This is a genomic window from Nocardia sp. NPDC019219 (assembly GCF_040632645.1).
GTDB lineage: Bacteria > Actinomycetota > Actinomycetes > Mycobacteriales > Mycobacteriaceae > Nocardia > Nocardia sputorum.
This window is the reverse complement of record NZ_JBEYCG010000012.1, coordinates 100128-122092: the sequence shown is the minus strand read 5'-3', so window position 1 is coordinate 122092 and position 21965 is coordinate 100128. Positions and strand designations below refer to the sequence as shown.

The following is a 21965-nucleotide window of genomic DNA, read 5'->3' as shown; positions in this document are numbered from 1 at the left end:
GGCCAGCAGCGGCGGGGCCAGCTTCTTCTGATCCACCGCTCCGGGTTGAACAGCAACGAAACCCCATGGCGGTACGTCACAGCAGTACGTCGGTGGCGGATGCCGCCGTGTTGGAGCGGATGTGAAATGGGCTCATCGGTCAGCGGGTGGTACGTCGAGCACGGATCCGGGACGGCCCGGCTCGGTCCGGTCCGGGGTGTCGATGAACGCCGAACTCCACTGGCCGTCCTCACCGGAGGTGTGGTTGGCCTGTTCGCGCGCCCAGACGAAGTGGTGGCGCGCCGAAGTCAGCAGCAGCGGCCCGGTGAGCAGACCGGCCGCGACGAATTTCAGATCGGCGCGCCGTGTCTCGGTCAAGACCGCTCCCACGCCGCCGATTCCCCACAGCCACAGCACCGTGTTATAGGGAGGCAGCAGATTGTGGTCCATGCCCTCGGCCTCATCCAGCCAAGGGAAGATGCCTAGTCGGCGCGACCACGGCCAGTCCACGAAGTGGACAACTACCGATGCGATCGATACACCGGCGTTGAACGCCAGTACCGCTTCGTCGGCTCGACCGCGCGGACGAGCGCTGCGCAGCAGCAAGGCCGGTGCCACCGCCCACAGGACGTTGGTGGCCCGCCTGCCCAGCCACGGTTCCAAGAACACCCCGACCCCCGCCCAGCGTTCGAACCAGTTGTGCCCGGTCCCGCCCAGGGTCGCCAGCACACCGAATGGCCGAAGCGCGGATCGCTGCGCACGCGGTCGACGGCTACGTTGCCGTGTCATGGTCCATCCTCCTAAAATTGATGACCATCAATTAACTGAGACAACCTAGATTAGCCAGAAAAATTGATGATCGTCAATATTTTGTTCTAGACTGGCCGCATGACCACTGCCAAGCGCCGCGGGCGCCCCTCGTCGGCGGAGGACTCACCCGCCGCGACGAACGACATCCTGGCTCGGGCGCTGGCGATGTTCGCCGAGCAGGGCTTTGAGGGCACCTCCGTCGCCGCGCTCAACCGGGAGCTGGGCGTAAGTCACAATCTGATACATCAGCGCTTCGGTTCCAAGGAGGGGCTGTGGCGCGCGGCGGTGGACCGGGCCTTCAGCGCGGTCGCCGAGGAACTCGATCTGGAGTTGGAGTTGGCCGCGGTCGGCGTTCTCGACGCCGCTCGCCTGGCGATCGTGCGATTCCTCGAGGTGCACGCACGCCACCCCGAAATCCTGCGCCTGGTCTCGGTGGAGGGCGCGGCGGCCAGTGCTCGATTGGACTACCTGTTCGAGGTGCACGTGCAACCGCTCTACACGCGACTGACCGCGCCACTGAAGGTGCTCGTCGGTGCCGGGGTGATGACCAGCGCCGATGTGCGCAGTCTGCATTTCCTTGTCGCGCACGGGGGGACCTCGCCGTTCAGCCAGGTGCCGTTCGCACGGATGCTCGACCCCCTCGACCCCCTGGGTCCGGATGCGGTGCGGCAGCACGCGGAGTTCGTGGCGGACATGATCGTGGCGGGACTGCGCGCCCGGGGTGCCTGGAACAACGATGGGACTATCGCGTGAAGCTCACCCTCAGTTTCGACAACGGGCCGACCGAGGCGACGGCCGAGGTGCTCGACGTTCTCTCGGAGCGCGGCATCAAGTCGAGTTTCTTTGTCATCGGTGATCGGCTCGCGGGTGAGAACGAACGTGCGCTGGCGGAACGCGCTGTCCGCGAGGGGCATTGGATCGGCAACCACACTATGAGCCACTCGGTGCAGTTCGGCGACAGCGACGATCCGGATCTGCCCGACCGCGAGATCGGTGCGGCCCAGCAGCTATTGGGTTCTTTGGCGCATCCGGGCAAACTGTTCCGCCCCTACGCCGGTGGTGGTGTGCTGAGCCGCCGGGTGTTCAGCACCGCGGCTATCGATTACCTGTGCCGAAACCGCTACACCTGCGTGCTGTGGTCGGCGATCCCGCACGACTGGGATGAGCCCGACCGGTGGGTGCGGCGCTGCCTCGACCAGATCAGCGACCAGCAGTGGAGCTTGGTCGTCATCCACGATCTGCCGACCGGCGCCATGAAGCACCTACCCGAACTGCTCGATCGTCTCGACACCCTGGGTGTCGAGGTCGTCCAGGAATTCCCGCACACCTGCATGCCGATCCGGGACGGCGTGCTGACCGGCGACCTCACCCCTTTTACCACGAACTGACCACTCACCGAGAATTTCGATCGGAAGAAGCCCCCTGACATATCAGAATTCCCCGTGGGCCGAGTTGTCGGGACACTCACGTTGCTGCGGTTCCCGTCCGCATCGACGTTGCGGGACCGGATCACGGCGGTCACCAACCGGGTGGAGGCGCTCCACAGATTCGCCGCGGGGCTGATGTCCGGGGGCAAAGCTGATCGGCCACACCGATCCGGATCATCAGGAAAGGCGGTGACGCCCAACGAGCTGGTCGCCGACTGCGCGATCTACTCCACGGCCCTGGACATCGCCGATGCCACGAACGCACTGGCCGCCGAGAGGCATCCGGTGGACCCGCAGGGCCTGGCCACCATCACCCCGTACGTCGCGGGCATGATCCGCCGCTTCGGAGACCGGGTTCTCAACCTGATCCCATCGGACAGCAGGGCGGCGACCTGTCTCGATCCGAACCCCGCGCTTCGTTCCCGACCGGCGCGAGTTGCCGCCGTATTTGCGTCCCGTGTTGCCGGTCTGTCGAGGTCTTCGCGTCGCTATGGGACTGTGCAGGGGTTGCGCAGCTCGCCGAGGCCCTCGATCGTCGAGCGCAGCATGTTGCCCGGGGCGAGGAACCGTGCCGGGGTGCGGGAATAGCCGACACCGGCCGGGGTGCCGGTGAAGATCAGATCGCCGGGGAACAACTCGCAGATGCCTGACAGGTGGGAGACCAGCGTGGCGACGTCGAAAATCATCTGCTTGGTGCGGCCCGATTGCACGGTCTCGCCGTCGAGGACGGCTTCGATGGCCAGATCGTTGGGGTCGTCGAGTTCGTCGAGAGTGGTCAGCCATGGGCCGATCGGCGCGAACCGCTCGTAACTTTTGGCGAGGCTGAATTGCGGTGGGATGCCGGCCATTTGTGATCGACGCTCGGAGATGTCCTGACCGATGCAGAATCCGGCGACGTGGTCGAGGGCCTGTTCGGTAGCGATGTGACGTCCGCCGACACCGATCGTGGCGACGAGTTCCACCTCCCAGTCGCAGGCGTCGGTAGGCAATGGGATCGCGTCACCGGGTCCGGTGATCGCGGAGGCGAATTTGGTGAACACCAGTGGGTTCTCGGGCAGGGCGAGCCCGGTTTCGTCACTGTGGTCGGCGTAGTTCAGCCCGACGGCGAAGATCTGGCGCGGCGCACGCACCGGCGGCCCGAGCCGTGTCAGATCGGCGAGCAACTGCGCGCCCGTCACACGGGTATCGACATGGGGCCGATTGCCGCTGAACCAAGCGCGGATCTGCCGTATGTGCGCGACGGCCTGATCGGGATCACTGGGCAGGACGCCGTCGGAGGCGTTGGCGAGGTCGATGATGCCGGTATCGGTGACGAGCGTGGCACGACCGTCGAGATTGGCGAGCTTCATGAGAGGGGCGGATGTCCTTTTCGGTCGGGTGGGCCGTGCACCGCGGCGACGGTGCGGTGCACGGTCGGCCATGGGGTCTCTGGGATCAGTCGAGGCGGACCGGCGGATCGGTCTGGCTGGCCATCTGCCACACCAGCTCGTCAGGCATGGCGATGATCTGCCGGTAGACCTCGTCGGGATAGGCCATATGGGGTTTGGTCTCGTCGTAGGCCGGTTGGGCCACCGGCTCGGCCGGCCGGGTGAATGGTGCGGGGTGCTTGTAGGTTTCGAGTTCCTCGGCGCTGATGCCGTTGATCTCGACCACTTCCGGGTCGATCCAGGTGCGGTCGTCGATAGCGTCGCCGGTGGTGAGTTCGACCAGCAGACCTTCTGGGCCCGCGAGGTAGACCGACCGGCAGAATCCGTGGTCGATCGGGCCGAGCACGACGATCCCTCGACTGCGGATGCGGTCGCGCAAACTCAGCAGTTCGTCGAGATCGCGGACATGCAGTGCGACATGCTGCATGGCACCGGGCGCGACCGGTCCGGTCGGTTCGGCGGCGTGGGTGACCCCGAGCTCGCGAGTGTCGGGGTTGTCGGGGTGGTACACGAACGCGATGTAGGACGTGGGGTTGAGTTCGACGAACCCGTGCCAGGCGCCTTCGGCTCCGTGCATGCGGTACAGCGCCTTGAGCGGCAGGCCGATGACATCGGTGAAGAACGCGATCTGAGATTTGATGTCGCGGGTGGCGATGGCCAGGTGGTTCACACCGATGGGTTGGGCGGCGGTCATGATGGTCAGTCCTTTTCGGTGGCGGAGTCGAGCAGCTGCTTGTGGCACCAGGTCCGCACGACTTCGGCGTAGTCGGCGGTGTGGAACAACATCAGCTGGTGCACCCCTTCGGGGTGAATGTGCAATTCGACGGGGCCGGTGGTGGCGTCGACGACGGCCTGGGCCGCGGCGGGAGGGAAGATCGGATCTTTCTCCCCGACGGCGAACAGGATCGGTTTGGTGTTGGCCGACAACGGCACGGCGGGGTCGTAGCGCAGGATCGACGCCCACGAGGCCAGGTCGTAGGTCCAAGTGTTGAGCGGATCCTGATGCTTCTGCTTGCCCGCGCCGCGGAACCCGTAGTCGGTGTCGAAATCGATGTACTGGTCGATATCGAAACGCAGCGCCGGACCGAACAGGGCGACGATCTGATCGAAAGCTTGTGTGCGGAAGGCGTTGTCGGTCGGGATCAGCGGTGAGGACGGGATGGCGAATCCCATCAAAATCGCGCCCGCGAAATCCTGCGACGCGGCGTAGGCGCCGTAGGCGGCGGACGCGCCGAGCGAGGAGCCCTTGATGAACACCGGCAGCCCGGTGGCGGCACGAATGTGATCGGTCAGCTGCAGTGCCGCTTCGATCCACTCCTCGATGGTGAACTGGCCGGCGCGCCGGTCCACGCACGAGCGGCCGTGGCCGGGAGCGTCCATGCACCAGACCTCGGCGCCCAACCGGGCATAGTGTGCGGCGAAATTGTCGTAGATGCCGCCGTGGCCGCCGATTCCGTGCTGAACCAGCAGCACGTGGTCCGCGGCCGGATCAGCGAATCGATAGGCGAATGTGTTGCCGACTATCTGTTCTTCTCTGCGCATCGGCCACCTCCATGTGTCCCGCGTCATAAAAGTTGATGACAATCAATAAACCATACAAGTTGATGGTCGTCAACATATTGACTTAAACTGGGCAGATGGCGACGCAGACGCGAAGAGGACGACCCCCGGCAGAGCTGTCACCAGCCTCGTTGACCGATATCCTGGCCGCGGCGTTGAGAGTGTTCGCCGAATACGGATTCGACGGCACCTCGGTGGCGGCGCTCAATCGTGAGTTGGGAGTGAGCCACAACCTCGTCCATCAGCGGTTCGGCTCCAAGGAGAGGCTGTGGTACGCCACGGTCGACTGGGCATTCGGCGAAATCGCCGACCACATGAGCGTGGATGCGGAGTTGGCCGAGCGCGACCTGCTCGAAGCGGTACGCGTGACGATCGTGCAATTCCTCCAACTGCACGCCACCCACCCACAGATCCTGCGGCTGGTCACGGTCGAAGGCGCCACCGAGGGGCCTCGGCTGACGTATCTGTTCGACGCGCACGTCGGACCGCTGTATCACCGGATCACCGCGCCACTGAAGGTGCTCGTCGACCGCGGCGTGCTGGCCGAGGAAGACATCCGCACCGTGCATTTCCTGGTTGCGCACGGCGCTACCGCGCCGTTCAGTCTGGTCCCTCTGGCGGAGAGGCTGAACCCACTCGATCCGCTCGACCCCGCGGCGGTTCGCCGGCACGCTGAATTCGTCGCCGGCATGGTCGTGGCCGGGCTCCGCGCCCGCGGCGCCTGACCGGCGAGGGCAGACCCAGCTCGGCCACCGACACCGTGCTCGATACACTCGCCGACCACGGCATCCGCACGACCTTCTTCGTCGTCGGTGCCGAGCTCGCACGATCGGGCGCGCGGCGAGCAACCGAACGCGCTGCGGCCGAGGGACATTGGATCGGCAATCACACCATCACTCACTCGATCCAGTTCGGCGACGACGCGGGCCCCCCCGATCTGCCGATCCGGGAGATCGAGGGCGCGCAGGAGGTCATCGGGAGGCTTGCCCACCTCGACAAGCTGTTTCGGCCCTTCGGCGGCGGAGGTGTCCTCGATCGGAGGCTTTTCTCGCCGAACGCGGTGGACTACCTGTGCCGACACGGCTACACGTGCGTGCTGTGGAACTGCATTCCCGACGACTGGGACCGCCCCGACGACTGGGTCGAGCGATGCCTGGCCGACATCATGTCGCGGCCATGGAGTTTCGTCGTCCTGCACGACCTGCCCACCGGCGCCATGCGGCACCTGCCCTGTTTTCTGCAACGGCTCGATGCCCTCGATGTCGAGGTCGTGCAGGAATTCCCCGAATCCTGCGTCCCTATCCGGCGCGGCCGCCTGCAGGGCTCGCTCGATCACCTGATCACAGCGCCCGACAACTGAGCATTCGGACAGGATTCACGACCGGCCAACCTGGGCCGGCGCACTCATCGATGACTTCGTCCACCCGATCCGGGTGTGGTCGCGCGCTGCTCGCTCACGCTGCCATGCCCCGCGATGGGCACCCGATGCGTGGCGCCCATCAGATGTTGACGGCCATCAATAAAGCGCACTATATTGATGCCCATCAATATTTCGAGCTGGTGTTGGGACACGTCAACGAAGACGCGTCGTCGATCTCGGCACGAACGCCTACGACACCTCTGAGAGGAAAGGAGCGATCGATGACGATCGCATCAATTGTCCTGGCCGCATTGCTGGCGCTCGAGATGATCGCCGTGGGAGCACCGAAGGTGCTCGCAGTCCAGGCCATGCGCGAACGCGCAGCCCACGCCGGGATCCCCGTGTCCGGCTACCGAGTCATCGGAGCCTTGGAAATCGTCGGTGCAGCAGGGCTTTTGATCGGTGTCGGCTGGCATCCGATCGGCCGGCTCGCTGGGGTCGCAATCGTGCTACTGATGGTCGGGGCGCTCATCACCCACGTCCGGACCAAGGACAAGCTCGCCGACATGATCCCGGCCATCGTCACCGCCCTGTTGGCGGTGACCTACCTCGTCGTCGCATCAGTCGCCCGCTGAGCGCCGGTCACCGAAGGCGCTCGGGCGTCCTCGCCGACCTCTGAGATGCCACACCAGGCAGGATGCCCTGCGTTCCGGCGCGCCCCACCGCAGCCGTCGTGGCGGGAGGCGGTGCTGCTGTTCGGCGACTCATCTCTTCGTCACAATTTCGGGAACGCGCCGGCCCGGACGATGACCCGACTTACTAGCAGCGCAAAGCGCCTGCGGGAAGATCCGTGGCCGAGGTGAGTGGCAACTCGAGAGCGATGAGCAGGTCTCGATACCGCTGCGCGAGTTGCGTCGGCGTGCTGCGGCTGTAGGCGACGATCTCCCGGTAGACCCCGGGACCGATTCTTCTGGCGTGCTGTATCCAGCCGCCGGGTACGGCGTTGTTGGGCACCAGCGCGACTCCCAAGCCCTCCATGGCGAACAGCAGAGCGGCCGCCACCTGTCCGGTGCGCGCGACGGCGCGTGGAGCGAATCCAAGGGCGGTGGCCGTCCGGCCCACTATCTCGCTCATGCCTTGCTCGGGCTCGTAGAGAATCCAGTCGGCTGCGACCAGTTCGTCGAGTTCCACCGTGGAACCCGTGTCCCGTCCCGCCGGGCCGACCAGCACCATCTCCTCATAACCGAGTGAAACGACAGGGCCCTCCCACAGTTCGGGCCGCGGTCCGACCGCGATGTCGCCCTGTCCGCTGCGGACCGCCTCCTCGAGAGCGCGGCGGTGCGAGAAGTCGTGCACCCGAAGGACGGCCGTAGGGAAAAGAGAGTGCCACCGGACAGCGCTCGGGGGCAGGATGCCGGAGGCGATCGACCGGACGGTCAGCACGTGCACGTCGCCGCTTCGCCCCTCCACCACTTGGTGCACCGCATCCGCGGCTTCGCCGACAGCCCGCAATACCCGCTCGGCGTGCGGCAGGAAGGCCCGTCCCGCGGGCGTGAGGGCCAGGCCATGGCGGCCGCGTTCGAGCAGTTGCGCGCCAAGTTCCTTCTCCAATAGACGCATCTGCTGCGACAGCGACGGCTGCGAGACATACAGCCGTGCCGCGGCGGCGCTGAACGATCCGCTTTCCCAGACGGCGAGAAAGTACTCCAGCTGGCGCAGTCGCATCGGAGGAGGTTACCGCCGTCGCCGTTGGCGGCAGACGTAGAACGAGCGCGTCATGCGACCGGCTTCGCCCGACTGTCCCGGCGAGCGAGGCGGGCGAGCAGATGGTCGACTTCCGACCGCGCTCGGCTCGAGAGCACGCTGCGGGGCGCGCGCTGGTTGTCGGACGTGAGCAGGCCGCGCCGTTGCATGACGTATTTGCGCACCGCCAGGCCCACACCCGGCTGCTGTTCGTATCGCAGCAGCGGCAGATGCGCATCGAAGATGTCATGGCTTTCCTCGGAACGACCCGCTGCGTTATGACCGACCACATCGACCAGCATCTCGGGGAAGCAGTATCCGGTCATGGCGCCGTCAGCGCCCCGCGCGGTCTCGAAATCGAGGAAGAGTCCCCCGTTGCCGCACAGGATCGACAGTCGTGGCATGTCGCCCTCGGCTTCGAGGTGCCGTAGTGCGCTGATCTTCTCCAGTCCGGGCCAGTCTTCGTGCTTGAGCATGACGCAGTTCGGTACGGCGCGGGAGATACGCGCGATGACCGGGGCGCTCATGACAACCGAGAACGACAAGGGATAGTCCTGCACGACGAGGGGAACCGCGTCGCCGAGCGCGGCAGCGACGCCCTCGTAATAGCCGACGATCTGGTCATCGGTGCGCAAGGTGTTGGGCGGTGCGACCATGACGCCTGCCGCTCCCGCCGACATGACCTCACCGGTCAGTGCGCGCATCGCGGCGTAGCCGGGAGCGGAGACCCCTACGACGACCGGGAGTCGAGTCCTCCGCAGCACGTGCCGCACGATTCGGGTCGCCTCGTGATGAGCCAGTTTGGGCGCCTCGCCCATCTGGCCGAGCAAGGTGATCCCGGTGACGCCGACCGATTCGTAGAAATCGACCAACCGGTGCAGCGAGTGGAAGTCCACCGCTCCTTCCTCGTCGAAGGGGGTGGGCGCGATGGCGAAGACGCCCTTCGCCTCACGGGTGAGCACGGCCATGGTGGAATCCTTTGTCGCTTGGTATCAGAGGCCGGGAATGAGACCGCCGTCGACGCGCACCACCGTGCCGGTGATGTACGACGCCGGAACGCTCGCCAGGAACGCCACCGTCGCCGCGTATTCGCCCGGGTCGCCGTAGCGGCCGACGGGGATGGTGGCGATGCTGTCCGCCACGACCTGTTCGACGGTTCGGCCCTCGGCTTCGGCTTTGATCCGGTCGAGACGCTCGACGCGACGGGTGCCGATCCGGCCCGGCACGACGATGTTGCATGTGACACCGTCCGCACCGACTTCCCGCGCCAGCGTCTTCGACCAGCCGAGCAGTGCGGCACGAAGACTGTTCGACAGGCCGAGGCCGGGAATCGGTGCGACGACCCCCGAGCTGGTGCTGGTGATGACGCGGCCCCATCCGCGCGCCCGCATACCCGGGACGATTTCGTCGCTGATGGCGATCACGGAAAGCACCATGGAGCGGAAATGATCGAGCCATATCGCGGATGGCCGGCCCAGGATCGGCGCGGGCGGCGGCCCGCCGGTGTTGTTGACCAGGATGTCGACCGGGCCGAGGGTTCGCTCGATCAGGGCGACGTTGCCTTCGATGGCATCGAGGTCGGCGATGTCCCATGCCACCGGTATGGCCCGGCCGCCGGCCGCGACGATCGCGTCGCTGCGGGATTCGGCGGCTTCGCGATGGATATCGGCCACGGCCACCTCGGCGCCCTCGGCCGCCAATTTTTCCGCGATGGCGCCACCGAGGCCACCACCCGCGCCCAGAACCAGCGCGGTTCGACCGGCAATCTCGAGATCCAAAGTCCACTCCTCGACTGAACGCCGATAACTCCGGCAATTTCCAGATGCTTCGCACCGTAACCCCACGCCGACGAGCGCGCCCAATACGAATATTCGCCGTGACCTATAGGCAGGACTTATACGTGCAGGACAGCGAACGATTGGCGAGAGTTCTCCGCCATCGGCCACCCGCCGACCGTTGGACAGAAAAGAATTCGCTCACATAGCCTCCTGTGGACCATAAAAAGCCCTTGAAAGGCAATGTGATGTCCTTTCCGGAAACAATGCTCGCGGCAGTAATCGGTGAGCCGGGAATAATCAGGACCAAAACCATGCCGGTGCCCCGCCCCGGCCCGGACGACGTGCTTGTGCGGGTCCACCGGGCGTCGCTGTGCGGCACCGACCTCAAGGTCCGCAGCCGTCGCTTCTTCCACGGGGCCGGGCCGGCGCCGGACACCTTCATCCCCGGCCACGAGTACGCGGGCGTCGTGGTCGCGGTCGGCAGCGCCGTCGACGAGTTCACTGTCGGCGATCGCGTCGTCACCGAGGCGCATCGGGGCTGCATGCGATGCGTCAACTGCCTGTCCGGCTCCTACACGGACTGTTTGAACTACGGCAACCAGGCCAAAGGCCATCGGGTACAAGGGATGACGGTCAACGGCGGCTTCGCCGAGTATGTCGTCAACCACGTCTCCACGCTGTACCGGCTTCCCGATGACATCGACTTCGACTCGGCCGTCGTGCTGACCACCGTCGGCACCGTGATGCACGCTTTCGACGTGCTGGACTCGCTGCTGGTGGGCGCCGGGGTCGCGGTAATCGGTCCCGGCCCCATCGGATTGATGGCCGTCCAGGTCGCCCGCGAACTCGGAGCCGACCCGGTGATGCTCGTCGGCACCCGCAACAGCCGACTGGAGATCGGGAAGCAATTCGACGCGGACTATCTGATCAACTCCCGCGAGGAGGACGCCGTCGTGGCGGTTCGGGAGATCACCGGCGGACTCGGCCCCGACATCGTCGTGGAGTGCTCCGGGGCTGCGGGGGCCGTCGACGACGCGATCCACATGGTCAAGCGCGGCGGCAGAATCGTTTTGGCGGGATTCTTCGGACAACCGGTGACGGCTGACCTCAATCATGCTGTCATGAACGGCATCTCGATCAATACCGTCCGCGGCGAGGGCGCACGTTCGGTGGCGAGGGCACTGTCGCTGGCATCGCGGGGACGACTGCACACCAGCGCCCTGGTGACCCATCATTTCCCGCTCGAAGACATCGCCGAAGCGTTCGACACCTACGCCGAACGGCGAGACAACGCGATCAAGGTCATGCTCGATGTCACCGGATGAGGACATGCTTGCCCCGGTCCGCGAGCTGGTCGGCGCCGACATGGCTGCCTGCGCGGCAGCATGGCTGGAATCGCTCGCCTCGGATCAACTGCCGCAGGCGCAGTTCGACTCGCCTTTGGCTCCTGACGCGGAGGCCGAGCGGCTTCGTTGGTTCTACACCCCGACCGACCACGGTGGACTCGCGCTGCGCGACCAGACCGCACGTCAGCAGGGCTTGGCGATGCGACTGGTCGCCTCGGGACTGTCCGAGGCCGGATACGCGACTGTCGCCACCGTGATGGGTCTGGAGAACGTCCTCGATCAGGTCGAAGGATGGCAAGTCCGCTGGGGTCGGCAACGCGGCCGAGACCCCGGCCTGTACTGGCTGAGATTGTTCGGCAGACCAGGTGACCGGGTTTGGGCATGGCGCTTCGGCGGCCACCACATCTCCCTGAACAACCTGATCATCGACGGGCGCATCGTCTCGACGACACCGTGCTTCATCGGAGCCGATCCAGCCGGCGCCGCGTTGCTCGGCGGCACGCTGCGGCCGCTGGGCGGGCCGGAAGAAACGGCGCGGCGCCTGGCCCGGTCGTTGGACTCCGACCGTTACCACACGGCATTACTGCACACCAGCGCCATATCCGACATCGTCTCCGGCAACCGGCCGACCATCGCTCACGGCGACGCGATGATGCACATGCAGGATCTCTGGCGCGGCAGGTTCACCGATCCGGCGCTGCGAAAGCTGGTCGACGACATCGACATGCGCGCCGAAAGCGGTAGCGGATACACCGCAGCCGACCATGCGGCCATGGCGATTTCCTTTCCCCCGAAAGGTCTGGCCGCACGCGACCTCGCCCCAGAGCACCGGCACCTACTACGGCAGCTGATCAGCCTGTACACCGGTCGCGCGCCGAGCGCACTCGCCGAAGTCCACGCCGCGCACTATGCAGTCGACGACGTGCTCGACGAGGTCCACTTCGGATGGGCAGGCAGCCTCGAGGCCGGGCAACCGCACTACTACCGGCTCCAGGGACCCGACCTGCTCATCGAATACGACAACACCCAGCGCCAGGCCAATCACGCCCACTCGGTCTGGCGCAATCCGCGCGCCGATTTCGGGCTCGACAGTCTGGCCGAACACCGCCGCCGCTCCGCGCATTGAGAAGAGCAGCGGGGAATGCGGGGCAGGAACGGCGGCGGAGACCGGATCGATGGGCTCCGCCTGATTCGTTCAGCGTGACGCCGGCTCGCTGCGTCGCGTCAACGGTGGCCCAGCGAGTTGAGCGACTGCTGGGCGAGGGTGTCCATCCATGCCGCTGTCAAGGCGGCCGGTTCGCGCTGCGACGTTCGCAGCATCGCCAGGACGACGCCGCCGAGCAGATCGAGAGCGGCGCTCAGGTCGTGGATGTGGAAGCGCTCCGCCGACATGCCCGCACGGATGCCTGCGACCAGACGTGATCTGATGTTCGGGTCTTCGAGGATCCGGTATCTCATCGAGAGGACGATCGCGGCGATATCAGGATGGTCGCTGCCGACCTTGCCGAGCGCATGTAAGTGCGCGAGGACAATGCCGGCAGGGTCGTCGATACCCGCGGCAGAGCTGTCGAGGATCCGCGCCACCTCCTCGATCACCTCGGCGATGACTGCATCGAAAAGTTCTTCTTTGCTACTGAAGTGGTTGTAGAAGGATCCGGTCGCGACACCGGCCTCCCGTGCCAGACCGGCGATGCCGATCCTCCCGGCCAGATCGCTGGCCAATGCCCACCGCCCGGAGCGAATCAGTGCCGCACGTGTACGAAGAGCGCTGCGCGCCCGCGCGTCCAACCGACCGGCGATCTGCTGCGGCGATGGCGCGGTGTTACCCCCGTCGAGGGGCCGGCCCCGAAGGATTGAGTCCGGGCCGATCTGCTCACCGACAGCAACGCGTCCACTCATAATGGTTACAGTGTCGCCGTTATAGTTGCGGCCGTCAATGGGCGGCCGCCGCAACGCTGCCGCCCGGCTCGGCGAGCGCGCGAGATTCGATCGCCGCTCCACCGACGAGGCCGCAGGCACGGCCGGGACGGGGCGACCCGCTGCTGCGATATGCGTCGACAGACCTTCAGCGACTTGGCAACGCCCTCTAATTCGGATACGGTGTAGCCGAATCGGTTGGACCGTCGAGCGAGGGAACGCTCCCGCCGCGAGTGTCCCAGCACAGGAGAAGGCACCCGGCGGGATTCCGCAAGATCGCTCCCCCGCAACCGGGCAATCTTCATCCCCAAAGGGGGGTGACGTATCAGGCAAGACAGTGAGGCGTGTTCGTGCTGAAGTTCCATTCGGCGATCAAGTTCGGGCCGGTCAAAGCTCTCGCGATCAGCGCAACGGCGATTACGATGGGCAGCTGCTCGCTACTGCCGAACACGGCCGACGACGCGTGGCGGGACACCACGCACATCACCGCTGATTTCGACAATATCGCTGGCATCTACGAAGGAAACCCTGTCACCGTCCTCGGACTCGAGGTCGGCAAGGTCGAGAAAATCACACCGAAAGGCACGCTCATCGAGGTGCACTTGTCGGTCGAACCTCAGGTGAGGATCCCGAAAGACGCGGTGGCGGTGATTATCTCGCCATCCATCGTCACCGATCGCCACATCGAGCTCACCCCCGTCTACACCCAGGGCGAGACTCTCTCCGACGGCGCGCACCTGCCGAAGTCGCAGACCAAGACCCCGGTCGAGTTGGACACCATGATCAAGACCATCGATCAGTTCGCGGCGGCACTGAAGCCGCAGCAAGGAGCCGAGGGCCTCGGCCCGATGTCGGGTCGGGTGCTCTACCCCATGCTCGACGGCAACGGCACAAAGATCCGGGATACCCTCGAAGCGCTGTCGGCCGCACTGAAAGTCGGCGTCGACAACAAGGACGCGGTCTCGAACATCGTCCTCAGGCTCAACGAGCTCACCACGATACTCGCCGAGAACGATCAGATGATCCGCGATTTCAGCGACCGGATGACCCAGATGTCCGGTCTGCTCGCCGGGCAATCCCCCGGTTTGCAGGCGACACTCGACCAGCTGACCGCCTTCCTGGCCAACACCTCCGGCGCGCTCGGGCAGTACCAGGACCAACTCGCGGGCACCTTGACCGGACTTACGAACGTAACCCGCCAGCTTCGCGACAACGCCTCCGGTCTTACCGAAGTCGCCGACCTCGCACCCATGGTGCTGCAGAACTTCGACAATCTGATCGACCGCGAGAACCGTCGTGCGCGAGTTCACTTCATTATTCCCACCGCGCTCAACGGTGAAATCATCAGCTTGTTCTGCGAGCGTATACAGATGAAGGCCGACGGCTGCCGTACCGGGAACATGCAGGACTTCGGCCCCGACTACGGTCTGACCGCCGCGCTGCTCGGACTGACGAAGTAGCGTCGCGATCGTCGTCCCGGCCGACGCCTGTGCGGTTCGGAACGGACCAGCAGGTCAACCGCGCAGCGCATCGGCCATGGCCCGCGACTTGGGACCGGTTCGCGTATTCCATAAGCCACGACAGTCGATCCGGCATCGCCGAGATTCCAGCGGGGCGGTTTCATGACTGTTCTCGGAGGGCGGCTACCGGGCAGGAGTCGACGGCGGCTCGGGCAACCGGGACGTACTCCTCGGGGACGTCGGCGCCTTCGAATCGGTAGTTCAGTTGGGCATCGTCGTCGAGGGCGAACACGGCGGGGGCCTGTTCGGTACACAGGCCATGGCCTTCGCAGCGGGGGTAGTCGACGGAGATCTTCATCGCGAGCGCCTTTCAGGCGGGAATCAATCGGAGGGGGAGATGTTCGAAGCGGTGGATGATGTTGTTCATCGCCCATTCGTCTGGACCGGCGATCTCGATGCGTTCGACGCGGTCGACCAGCGCTCGGAGCACGGCTTGGGTTTCCAGCCGAGCCAGGCCCTGCCCGGCGCACCCGTGGGTGCCGTGTCCGAAACCGAGTTGACGGGAGGCGTCGCGGCGTATGTCGAACGTGTCCGCGTCTTTCCACTCGCGTGGGTCTCGGTTGGCCGAGGCATAGATGACCACCACCCGCGCGCCTCCGGGGATCGTGGTGCCGGACACTGTGGTATCGCGAATCGCCATGCGCGAGAAGGCTCGCAGTGGTGACTCGTACCGCACCACCTCGTTCACAGCGTTCGGAATCTTGCCCGGGTCCGCCCGCAGCATCTGCCACTGGTAGGGGTGGGTGGCGAAGAGATACAAGGCGCTGGCGATGGCGCCGATCGTGGTGTCCAGCGATGGAGCGAGGTAATCGATCAGCAGGGCCGGGCATTCGGCGCGCGGGATATTACCTTTGTCGGCAGCTTGGAGGACCTCCTCCCCCGCACTGCCGGGGAGAAAGTTTCGGTCGCGGGCGAGCCGGCGGGTGAAGCGCATCATTTCCGCGCTCGCCGGGGCGGTCCGGATCGATCGGCCGTTGATCGGGCCCAACGAGTCGAAGGTCGCTCCAGCCCAGCGCAGCAGGTGCTCGCGGCCGTGTTGTGGCCAGCCGATCAGGTCCGGTACGACCGACATCGGGAGGGCCGTGGCGAGTTCGACACCGTCGATCACCCCGTGCGAGACCGCGGCCTCGACCGCTGCCACTGCCTGCTGGTCGATTGTTGCTCGCATCGCGCGCAGCGCCCTGGGTGTGAGTCGGTGCGCCAGTAGGGCACGCCGACGGCGGTGGTCCTCGCCGTCACTGTTGAGGGTGGTGCCGCGGGAGAGCCGGTTGGCCACCGGATTCAACGCGACGCCCGCGCCGGAGATGAAGGTCTCGTCATCCAGCAGCACGGCTTTACATTCCGCGTAACGCGGCAAGGCGTAGGCACGCTGCTTGGCGAGCCACACCACCGGACCGAGCTCTCGCAGCCGCGCATAGTGCGGATACGGGTCGTGTATCGCCGCCCGGGAGTAGAGGTCGGGCTCATAAGCCGGGGCCGCACTGCGATTACGCATCGAAACTCCTCCAACACAGGACAGTCAGCAGCCGGTGACGACCGAGCCCGGCTCCGCGCGACGTCGGAGCCCGCTGGCCGCTGTGCTCGGCGCCGGAATGCGGCGAGTCACCTGGGGTGCCGATATACAGGCTAGGGTCGACATTGATCCTGTGTCAATGACTTAGAATCAATTTGTGGTTGCGCTAGGCGACCCGCCACTATCGGATTGGTTACCGTCGATGGAAGGGAAACCGATGACCTCGGCAGCACCGAAAGGACGCACGACGCGCGCGGCGCAAGCCGCCGAGACCAGGCAGCGCCTCATCGACGCCGCGGTCGAGATGTTCTCCGCGCAGAGCTACGAGGAGGTGGCCGTAGCCGATATCGCCAAGACGGCCGGTGTCGCCCACGGCTTGCTCTTCCACTACTTCGGCAACAAACGCGGCATCTACTTGGAGGCCATGCGCGACGCCTCCGACCGGATCGTGCGAGTAGAGCGGTCGGAGCCCGACCTTCCGGCCGCCGAGCAGATCCGCGCCGGTCTGGCCGCTCACTTCCGTTATCTCGCCGCACACCGCGGATTGGCGCTGCGTCTGGTGCTGAGCGGCCGCGCCACCGACCCTGAGACTTGGGAGGCATTCGAAGCCGGGCGTTGGCGCGCCATCGAGAGGTGGACCGCCCTGCTCGGACTCGATCCCGAGAATCTCGCCTTGCGGATGATGATGCGGTCGAGCATCGGCGCACTCGATGAGGCCACCGTCCACTGGTTGCAGAACGACGAACCGTTCGATGTGGAGGATATGGTCGACTGCATCCTTCAGATGACCGTGGCCGGATTGCGTGCCGCCGCCATGCTGGACCCCCAGCTGGATGTCACCGCCGCAGTGACCACGATGCTCGACGCCGTTCAGGATCGGTGAACTCGCCCGACCGCCGGTGGCCCGTCAACCGCTGAATTCCGCGCGGGATCTGGGCGGCGAACCTGTCGGGCTGCCCGCACAGCCCACGGTTCCGTATGCCATCTCGCACAGGTGTCAGAGACGATGGCTGCTACGTGTGCGATCCGCCGCGCTCTGTACTGGGTACAGTCTCTGGCACGGCATCGCTGGATAGCTTTCGTCCACCTGCTGGTCGACCGCGGCCGACCGCGCCCAACCGCCTTCGGTGGACTCGCGAGCGAATGCGATGGCCGCCTCGCGCGGGGCGACGAAATGTAGGGGTGCACCCAGTCCGAAGTCCACCGCTAGATGCCACAGCATCGAGGCCCCAACGTTCGACGAATCGGCCCTGGCCGAAATGATCGCCGTATCGCTGTCCTCGCACTCCCAGCTGGCGAGCGGGTGATTCCAGCGAATGTCGTTGCGGGTCATGCCTGCGTCTCCGGGGTATGCAGCGCAGAGGTAGCCGCCAACTCCGGGGTCATCGCGCTGAGGGCCTTCAGCGTCCGTGACGTCCGGTCGGTGGTGGCAATGGCGCCGATGTAGCCGTCGGGGCGGATCAACAGCAGCGTGGAGTCACTCACGCCATAGATCCGCGCGAAGGAATCGGTGATGTCGACAAGGACCGCATCGAACGCCGCCTGCTTCCCGCTGTCGACGGCGACTCGTCTCAGTTCCGCGCCGGCCGCGGGCCAGGGTAGTGCTGCCAGGTCCGCGGCCGCCGCGGGACCGTAGGCGAGCGCCGTGAAGTGCGGACCGGAGAAAAGGTCGAACAGCCGCTGCGCTCCCCCTGTCGCATGCAGCAGTCTCGCGTCCGGGGCACGGTCACCGACCTGCAGGGTCGCGGTCCGTTCGGCCTCGGCCGTCGTCAACGGTCCACCACGGTAATGCAGGCCGAGTTGGCGTTCGTCATTGCCGCGTTTGATGGACGACGGGTCGAGTTTGGACAGTCCCTCGTATTTCTTGGTCGACAAGCCCAATACACCGGCCGCGATCGGCTGCCGTTCGGCCTCGTAGCTGTCCAGGAGGCTGCCGGGCGCTCCCGCGAGCACCTGAGCGAGTTTCCAGCCGAGGTTGTAGGCGTCCTGCAGGCCGGTGTTGAGTCCCTGCGCACCCGCCGGGGTGTGTACATGAGCGGCGTCACCGACGAGAAGTATCCGTCCCGACCGGTACTGCTGGGCCAGACGGATATTAGGGCGGAACACCGTTTTCCAACTGATCTGCGACAGGCGGATACGTGTGTTCCCGGTGTGGGCGCGGATTCGCGTGTTCAGGTCGTCGTCGTCGAGGGATGGCTGTTCGTCGGGCGCCAGCCGGATCATCCACTGGAACTGCTCGGAATGCGGCAGCGGGCACGCGCCGACGAATCGACCACCAGGCCGGGGCCACACATGCCAGCGGTCCCGGGAAAGACCTTCCACCACGGCATCGACGATGATCATTCGATCGGACTCGTCTGTCGAGCCCTCGAACGCGATACCCGAGTTCTTGCGGACTGCGCTGGCCCCGCCGTCGGCGCCGACGAGATAGCGAGCGGCGATCTCGCGCACGCCGGCGGGTCCGGCTACGGTCGCCACCACCGCGTCCGGACGCTGCTCGAATCCGAGCAGCTCGCACTCTGTCTCGACCGTTCCGCCGAGCCGCCGCAGCCCGGCGCGCAGCGCGGCGTCGGTGCGGAACTGGGGGATCAACCACGTGTTGGGATGTGGCACATCGGATGTCACCTCGTTACGCGACTGCATGTGCCAAGGGATGGTCACTGGACCGGCATGGATGCCCAACGGCGGGTAGGTGGCTCCTCCCGCGAGGATGTCATCGAGGACGCCCAGGTCCTCGAGCACTTCCAGGCTGCGCGGCTGGATGCCTTTGGCCCGCGAACCCTCGAACGCGTGCGCGGCCTTGTCGATGATCCGTATCGCCAGCCCGCGACGAGTCAGATCGATCGCCAAGGCGGTGCCGGCGGGCCCGGCGCCGACGACGAGAACGTCGATGAGTTCTGTATCAGGCGGTGTCGTCATCGCCGTACCCCATCCTTGACTCCGTGGACGAAAGCGGTGAACCGCTTGCCCATTTCGGCCGGTTCCTCATAGGGGACCATGTGCCCGCACGGCGAGAGAATGTGTGACTCGGTGGGCGCCAGCAGCGTGCTCACCTCGTCATAGCTGGTGATAGGTGTGACTCGATCTTCGTCGCCCCACAGCAACATGCGCGGCACGGGTAGGTGTCCGGTACTCCGGTAGAGGTCGTGGCGGCCCGAGAGCGGGAAATCGGCGAGCGTGGCCGCCAAGGCATAGATCGAGCCTTCGAACTGGTAGCACTCCCGCACCATCGCCGTCAGTGCCGCAGATCGTTCCGGGTCGCGAACATTGTGCGAGAGGTGCCGGTCGAGCATTCTGCTGCCCAGAACTCTGGCCAGGATGGTCCCCCACCACTCGTGGCGCAGCAGCCGTGCCGCGGCAGGTTCGGGCTGTAACCCAGCCGGGCCCGCCAAGGTCAATGTCGCCAGTCGGTCGGTGTGCTGGGCGGCGAAGGCCATGGCGACCAGCGCCCCCATCGAGGTTCCGACGAGGTGGTAGGGCTCGTGAAGTCCCAGTCGTTCGGTCAGATCGGTCAGTTGCCGCACGAACAGTGATTCGTCGTAGGCGGCTCGCGCACGCTCGGAGTAACCGCGGCCGTAGGCGCTGTAGGTGAGGGTGCGAAACCCGCGCCGCAAGAGTTCGGCGGCGAGGTCGTCCCAGTAGAACAGGGGGACGGTCAGCCCACCCACGAAGACGACAGTCTCAGCTCCGATGGGTCCGGTCAGCTCGTAGTGGGTGACTCCGTCGCGGCATCGGAGGAAGTCACCGCGCAGTCCGGCGCGGCTGTTCTGGTTCAAGCGGCGGGTTTCGCCGCGGGCCACGAAGTACTTCATCGCAGGCCTTTCGTCCGCGTGGTCGGCTCGGTGGTCAAGAAGTCGAGGACCGCGCCTGCCACCCACCCCGGGTCTTCGTCGGGAAGCAGGTGCCCGCCGCCGGGGTGCACCTGTTCGCGGGAGCCGGGGATGTCGCGGGTGAAATGCTGACCGTCGATCGACGCGCTGCGCAGTACCAATGTGGGCGCGGTGATGGCCGGGATCTCGGCGGTGCGGTCGATCTGGTCGGTATTGGCGAAGTCGATGAATGCCTGCTGGTTACCCGGCCGGGTCAGCATGGCGTGCACCCGGTCGACCATCGCGTCGTCCACCACCGACGACCGTGATCCCACGGCCGAGCGCAGATTGCGCGCGGTGGCCGCGCGGGATGACAAGCGCCGCAGCAGCACCCGGCCGACAGGGTTCCTCGCCAGACGCAGCGCCAGCGGAAGCGATTTACCCGGATAGCCCGTGGCATTGATCAATACCAGACGATCCACCCGGCCGGGGTAATCCAGAGCGAAGTTCCAGGCGATGTTGCCACCCAGCGAATTGCCCACCACCGAAGCCTTCGGTACCCCCAGCGCGTCCAAGAACGCGGCGACAGTTCTGGCGAACGTTCGCACCGTGTAGTCGCGGTCCGCGCGCGGCCCCGTGAGGCCGAACCCGGGCAGGTCCAGCCGGATCACGTCGAAGGACGACGACAACGTCGAAGCCACCTGGTCGAAGCAGTGCAGCGATGAACCGCTGCCATGGAGCAGCAGCACGGACGGCCCCGCACCAGCCCGCTTGTAGTGCAGTTTGCGGCCCTCGACGAGCGCGAAGCGCGAATCAGGGTCGATGTAGTCATCGACGGCTACTCGTCTACTCATAATGGCAACAGTGTTGCCGATAATTTCCCTCGAGTCAACCCATAACGGCAACGACGTGTCCGATATTGCGGCGGTCGGATGCCCCGGTCCGCCGGTACGAGAGAATGAGGTGGTGACCGCCTCCGATTCAGATACCGCAGAGACTCCGGCACGCCGCTCCCCCGGCCGCCCACGGGTGCCGTTCGACCGCATCGTGGCCACCGCGACGCGCATCGTCGACGAGGAAGGGCCCGACGCCTTGTCGATGCGCACCCTGGCCCAACGTCTCGACACGGGCACGGCGGTGCTGTATCGGGCCGTAGCCAATCGCGCCGAACTCATCGGCCACGTGGTCGACCGGGTGCTCGGCGAGGTGGAGATCGAGGACAACGCACCGGAGGGCGACTGGCAGCGCGCGTGCGCGGCCGCCGCCGAAGCCATGTTCTCGACCCTGCACCGCCATCGCGGTGTCGCACCCCTGCTCATCGAGCAGGTACCGACCGGCCCCAATGCGCTCATGCTGCGTGAGCGGATCTTGGCGATGTTGCTCGCCAACGAATTCTCCCCGGAACGCGCGGCTTTGGTGTACACCACCGTGGCCCGCTATGTCATCGGGTTCGCCGCCCAGCTACAGGGCCACAACACCGAGGCCAACATCGAGCCCGCCGGTCTCACCGCTCTGTATCGCCGGCTCGACCCGGCGCAGTTTCCCGCCACGGTCGCCGTCGCCGACTGCCTACCCACACAGACTTTGGAAGACGAGTTCCGCTTCGGTCTGCGATTGCTCGTCGCGGGCCTCGTGGACCTGCACGCCACGGGGAGGGACTCGACCGGCTCGACCTGACGCGGGGCGCGTTTCCGGTGTGTCCACGCTCCCCACCTCGAGATCTCGCGACGGCGGCGCCCCTGTGCCAGATCGGCGAGGCCGATGCGCGGGTGGCGA

Annotated in this window: 25 protein-coding genes; 11 read left to right on the top strand and 14 right to left on the bottom strand. The window is 65.9% G+C overall.

The window, feature by feature from the left end:
- Positions 1-132: 132 nt before the first annotated feature.
- On the bottom strand, positions 133-768 hold the full coding sequence (locus ABZ552_RS22280; protein ID WP_357439471.1) for a hypothetical protein: 636 nt from the start codon (positions 766-768) through the stop codon (positions 133-135).
- Positions 769-867: 99 nt separating this feature from the next.
- On the opposite strand from ABZ552_RS22280, the gene ABZ552_RS22275 reads away from it, so the two are divergent.
- The 3 genes from ABZ552_RS22275 to ABZ552_RS22265 are packed head-to-tail and all read left to right on the top strand — an operon-like array spanning position 868 to position 2804.
- A complete protein-coding gene (locus tag ABZ552_RS22275; RefSeq protein WP_357439468.1) occupies positions 868-1542 on the top strand; it encodes a TetR/AcrR family transcriptional regulator in 675 nt (224 codons plus the stop codon).
- A complete protein-coding gene (locus ABZ552_RS22270; protein ID WP_281880245.1) occupies positions 1539-2177 on the top strand; it encodes a polysaccharide deacetylase family protein in 639 nt (212 codons plus the stop codon). Before ABZ552_RS22275 ends, ABZ552_RS22270 begins: the two co-directional genes overlap by 4 nt.
- A 54-nt stretch (positions 2178-2231) precedes the next feature.
- Positions 2232-2804, top strand: a complete 573-nt coding sequence (locus ABZ552_RS22265; protein WP_350356391.1) for a Tn3 family transposase — start codon at positions 2232-2234, stop codon at positions 2802-2804.
- Here ABZ552_RS22265 and ABZ552_RS22260 read toward each other — a convergent pair.
- The 3 genes from ABZ552_RS22260 to ABZ552_RS22250 form a co-directional block, all read right to left on the bottom strand.
- Positions 2705-3565 carry a fumarylacetoacetate hydrolase family protein gene (locus ABZ552_RS22260; protein ID WP_357439465.1) on the bottom strand — a complete coding sequence of 287 codons (861 nt, stop codon included), beginning with the start codon at positions 3563-3565 and terminating at the stop codon, positions 2705-2707. The two genes, ABZ552_RS22265 and ABZ552_RS22260, sit on opposite strands and share 100 nt — an antisense overlap.
- An 85-nt stretch (positions 3566-3650) precedes the next feature.
- On the bottom strand, positions 3651-4337 hold the full coding sequence (locus ABZ552_RS22255) for a VOC family protein (protein WP_357439463.1): 687 nt from the start codon (positions 4335-4337) through the stop codon (positions 3651-3653).
- A 5-nt stretch (positions 4338-4342) separates the two neighbouring features.
- A complete protein-coding gene (locus ABZ552_RS22250) occupies positions 4343-5185 on the bottom strand; it encodes an alpha/beta fold hydrolase (RefSeq protein WP_357439460.1) in 843 nt (280 codons plus the stop codon).
- 95 nt (positions 5186-5280) lie between these two features.
- Between ABZ552_RS22250 and ABZ552_RS22245 the strand changes: the two genes are divergently transcribed.
- From ABZ552_RS22245 to ABZ552_RS22235, 3 genes are all read left to right on the top strand, one after another.
- The gene (locus tag ABZ552_RS22245; protein WP_357439458.1) at positions 5281-5928 is read left to right on the top strand and encodes a TetR/AcrR family transcriptional regulator; all 648 of its coding nucleotides are present in this window, start codon (positions 5281-5283) and stop codon (positions 5926-5928) included.
- Positions 5880-6563, top strand: coding sequence for a polysaccharide deacetylase family protein (locus ABZ552_RS22240; protein ID WP_357439556.1), 684 nt, complete (start codon positions 5880-5882; stop codon positions 6561-6563). The genes ABZ552_RS22245 and ABZ552_RS22240 overlap by 49 nt, the downstream gene beginning before the upstream one ends.
- 281 nt (positions 6564-6844) lie before the next feature.
- Positions 6845-7198 carry a DoxX family protein gene (locus ABZ552_RS22235; protein ID WP_357439456.1) on the top strand — a complete coding sequence of 118 codons (354 nt, stop codon included), beginning with the start codon at positions 6845-6847 and terminating at the stop codon, positions 7196-7198.
- A 184-nt stretch (positions 7199-7382) separates the two neighbouring features.
- On the opposite strand, the gene ABZ552_RS22230 is transcribed toward ABZ552_RS22235, so the two are convergent.
- Genes ABZ552_RS22230 through ABZ552_RS22220 form a run of 3 tightly spaced genes read right to left on the bottom strand, consistent with a single transcriptional unit; the run spans position 7383 to position 10252 of the window.
- Entirely contained in the window at positions 7383-8288 is a 906-nt protein-coding gene (locus ABZ552_RS22230) for a LysR family transcriptional regulator (RefSeq protein WP_357439453.1), read from the bottom strand.
- Between the two features lie 50 nt (positions 8289-8338).
- Entirely contained in the window at positions 8339-9274 is a 936-nt protein-coding gene (locus ABZ552_RS22225; protein ID WP_281880238.1) for a dihydrodipicolinate synthase family protein, read from the bottom strand.
- 24 nt (positions 9275-9298) lie between these two features.
- On the bottom strand, positions 9299-10252 hold the full coding sequence (locus tag ABZ552_RS22220; RefSeq protein ID WP_281918384.1) for an SDR family oxidoreductase: 954 nt from the start codon (positions 10250-10252) through the stop codon (positions 9299-9301).
- Between the two features lie 143 nt (positions 10253-10395).
- On the opposite strand from ABZ552_RS22220, the gene ABZ552_RS22215 reads away from it, so the two are divergent.
- Positions 10396-11409: a zinc-binding dehydrogenase gene (locus ABZ552_RS22215; RefSeq protein ID WP_357439449.1), complete on the top strand. Its 1014-nt coding sequence runs from the start codon at positions 10396-10398 to the stop codon at positions 11407-11409.
- Positions 11396-12556 (top strand): DUF3500 domain-containing protein, encoded by a 1161-nt coding sequence (locus tag ABZ552_RS22210; RefSeq protein WP_357439446.1) that lies wholly within the window; start codon positions 11396-11398, stop codon positions 12554-12556. Before ABZ552_RS22215 ends, ABZ552_RS22210 begins: the two co-directional genes overlap by 14 nt.
- 98 nt (positions 12557-12654) lie before the next feature.
- Here ABZ552_RS22210 and ABZ552_RS22205 read toward each other — a convergent pair whose 3' ends face one another.
- Positions 12655-13449 carry a TetR/AcrR family transcriptional regulator gene (locus ABZ552_RS22205; RefSeq protein WP_357439443.1) on the bottom strand — a complete coding sequence of 265 codons (795 nt, stop codon included), beginning with the start codon at positions 13447-13449 and terminating at the stop codon, positions 12655-12657.
- A gap of 242 nt (positions 13450-13691) precedes the next feature.
- On the opposite strand from ABZ552_RS22205, the gene ABZ552_RS22200 reads away from it, so the two are divergent.
- Positions 13692-14807, top strand: coding sequence for an MlaD family protein (locus tag ABZ552_RS22200; RefSeq protein ID WP_357439441.1), 1116 nt, complete (start codon positions 13692-13694; stop codon positions 14805-14807).
- A gap of 160 nt (positions 14808-14967) precedes the next feature.
- Here the strand turns inward: ABZ552_RS22200 and ABZ552_RS22195 are convergent, their stop codons facing one another.
- Positions 14968-15165: a ferredoxin gene (locus ABZ552_RS22195; RefSeq protein WP_357439438.1), complete on the bottom strand. Its 198-nt coding sequence runs from the start codon at positions 15163-15165 to the stop codon at positions 14968-14970.
- A gap of 12 nt (positions 15166-15177) precedes the next feature.
- A complete protein-coding gene (locus tag ABZ552_RS22190; protein WP_357439436.1) occupies positions 15178-16362 on the bottom strand; it encodes a cytochrome P450 in 1185 nt (394 codons plus the stop codon).
- A gap of 235 nt (positions 16363-16597) precedes the next feature.
- Between ABZ552_RS22190 and ABZ552_RS22185 the strand changes: the two genes are divergently transcribed.
- The gene (locus tag ABZ552_RS22185; protein ID WP_281880231.1) at positions 16598-17263 is read left to right on the top strand and encodes a TetR/AcrR family transcriptional regulator; all 666 of its coding nucleotides are present in this window, start codon (positions 16598-16600) and stop codon (positions 17261-17263) included.
- 114 nt (positions 17264-17377) lie between these two features.
- Here the strand turns inward: ABZ552_RS22185 and ABZ552_RS22180 are convergent, their stop codons facing one another.
- The 4 genes from ABZ552_RS22180 to ABZ552_RS22165 are packed head-to-tail and all read right to left on the bottom strand — an operon-like array spanning position 17378 to position 21043.
- Complete coding sequence (locus tag ABZ552_RS22180) at positions 17378-17713, bottom strand: hypothetical protein (protein WP_281880230.1); 336 nt, start codon at positions 17711-17713, stop codon at positions 17378-17380.
- Positions 17710-19299, bottom strand: coding sequence for an FAD-dependent monooxygenase (locus ABZ552_RS22175; RefSeq protein WP_357439432.1), 1590 nt, complete (start codon positions 19297-19299; stop codon positions 17710-17712). The genes ABZ552_RS22180 and ABZ552_RS22175 overlap by 4 nt, the downstream gene beginning before the upstream one ends.
- Positions 19296-20192, bottom strand: coding sequence for an alpha/beta hydrolase (locus tag ABZ552_RS22170; RefSeq protein WP_357439429.1), 897 nt, complete (start codon positions 20190-20192; stop codon positions 19296-19298). The genes ABZ552_RS22175 and ABZ552_RS22170 overlap by 4 nt, the downstream gene beginning before the upstream one ends.
- On the bottom strand, positions 20189-21043 hold the full coding sequence (locus tag ABZ552_RS22165) for an alpha/beta hydrolase (RefSeq protein WP_357439426.1): 855 nt from the start codon (positions 21041-21043) through the stop codon (positions 20189-20191). The genes ABZ552_RS22170 and ABZ552_RS22165 overlap by 4 nt, the downstream gene beginning before the upstream one ends.
- Before the next feature lie 112 nt (positions 21044-21155).
- Here ABZ552_RS22165 and ABZ552_RS22160 point away from each other — a divergent pair, with 112 nt between their 5' ends.
- Positions 21156-21866, top strand: coding sequence for a TetR/AcrR family transcriptional regulator C-terminal domain-containing protein (locus ABZ552_RS22160; protein ID WP_281918377.1), 711 nt, complete (start codon positions 21156-21158; stop codon positions 21864-21866).
- Positions 21867-21965: the final 99 nt, after the last annotated feature.

Bases quoted from the DNA above. Each gene is read 5' to 3' on its own strand.
- ABZ552_RS22280 (WP_357439471.1), bottom strand. From the start codon at position 768: ATGACACGGCAACGTAGCCGTCGACCGCGTGCGCAGCGATCCGCGCTT.
- ABZ552_RS22275 (WP_357439468.1), top strand. From the start codon at position 868: ATGACCACTGCCAAGCGCCGCGGGCGCCCCTCGTCGGCGGAGGACTCA.
- ABZ552_RS22260 (WP_357439465.1), bottom strand. From the start codon at position 3,565: ATGAAGCTCGCCAATCTCGACGGTCGTGCCACGCTCGTCACCGATACC.
- ABZ552_RS22255 (WP_357439463.1), bottom strand. From the start codon at position 4,337: ATGACCGCCGCCCAACCCATCGGTGTGAACCACCTGGCCATCGCCACC.
- ABZ552_RS22250 (WP_357439460.1), bottom strand. From the start codon at position 5,185: ATGCGCAGAGAAGAACAGATAGTCGGCAACACATTCGCCTATCGATTC.
- ABZ552_RS22245 (WP_357439458.1), top strand. From the start codon at position 5,281: ATGGCGACGCAGACGCGAAGAGGACGACCCCCGGCAGAGCTGTCACCA.
- ABZ552_RS22235 (WP_357439456.1), top strand. From the start codon at position 6,845: ATGACGATCGCATCAATTGTCCTGGCCGCATTGCTGGCGCTCGAGATG.
- ABZ552_RS22230 (WP_357439453.1), bottom strand. From the start codon at position 8,288: ATGCGACTGCGCCAGCTGGAGTACTTTCTCGCCGTCTGGGAAAGCGGA.
- ABZ552_RS22225 (WP_281880238.1), bottom strand. From the start codon at position 9,274: ATGGCCGTGCTCACCCGTGAGGCGAAGGGCGTCTTCGCCATCGCGCCC.
- ABZ552_RS22215 (WP_357439449.1), top strand. From the start codon at position 10,396: ATGCCGGTGCCCCGCCCCGGCCCGGACGACGTGCTTGTGCGGGTCCAC.
- ABZ552_RS22210 (WP_357439446.1), top strand. From the start codon at position 11,396: ATGTCACCGGATGAGGACATGCTTGCCCCGGTCCGCGAGCTGGTCGGC.
- ABZ552_RS22195 (WP_357439438.1), bottom strand. From the start codon at position 15,165: ATGAAGATCTCCGTCGACTACCCCCGCTGCGAAGGCCATGGCCTGTGT.
- ABZ552_RS22190 (WP_357439436.1), bottom strand. From the start codon at position 16,362: ATGCGTAATCGCAGTGCGGCCCCGGCTTATGAGCCCGACCTCTACTCC.
- ABZ552_RS22185 (WP_281880231.1), top strand. From the start codon at position 16,598: ATGACCTCGGCAGCACCGAAAGGACGCACGACGCGCGCGGCGCAAGCC.
- ABZ552_RS22180 (WP_281880230.1), bottom strand. From the start codon at position 17,713: ATGACCCGCAACGACATTCGCTGGAATCACCCGCTCGCCAGCTGGGAG.
- ABZ552_RS22175 (WP_357439432.1), bottom strand. From the start codon at position 19,299: ATGACGACACCGCCTGATACAGAACTCATCGACGTTCTCGTCGTCGGC.
- ABZ552_RS22170 (WP_357439429.1), bottom strand. From the start codon at position 20,192: ATGAAGTACTTCGTGGCCCGCGGCGAAACCCGCCGCTTGAACCAGAAC.
- ABZ552_RS22165 (WP_357439426.1), bottom strand. From the start codon at position 21,043: ATGAGTAGACGAGTAGCCGTCGATGACTACATCGACCCTGATTCGCGC.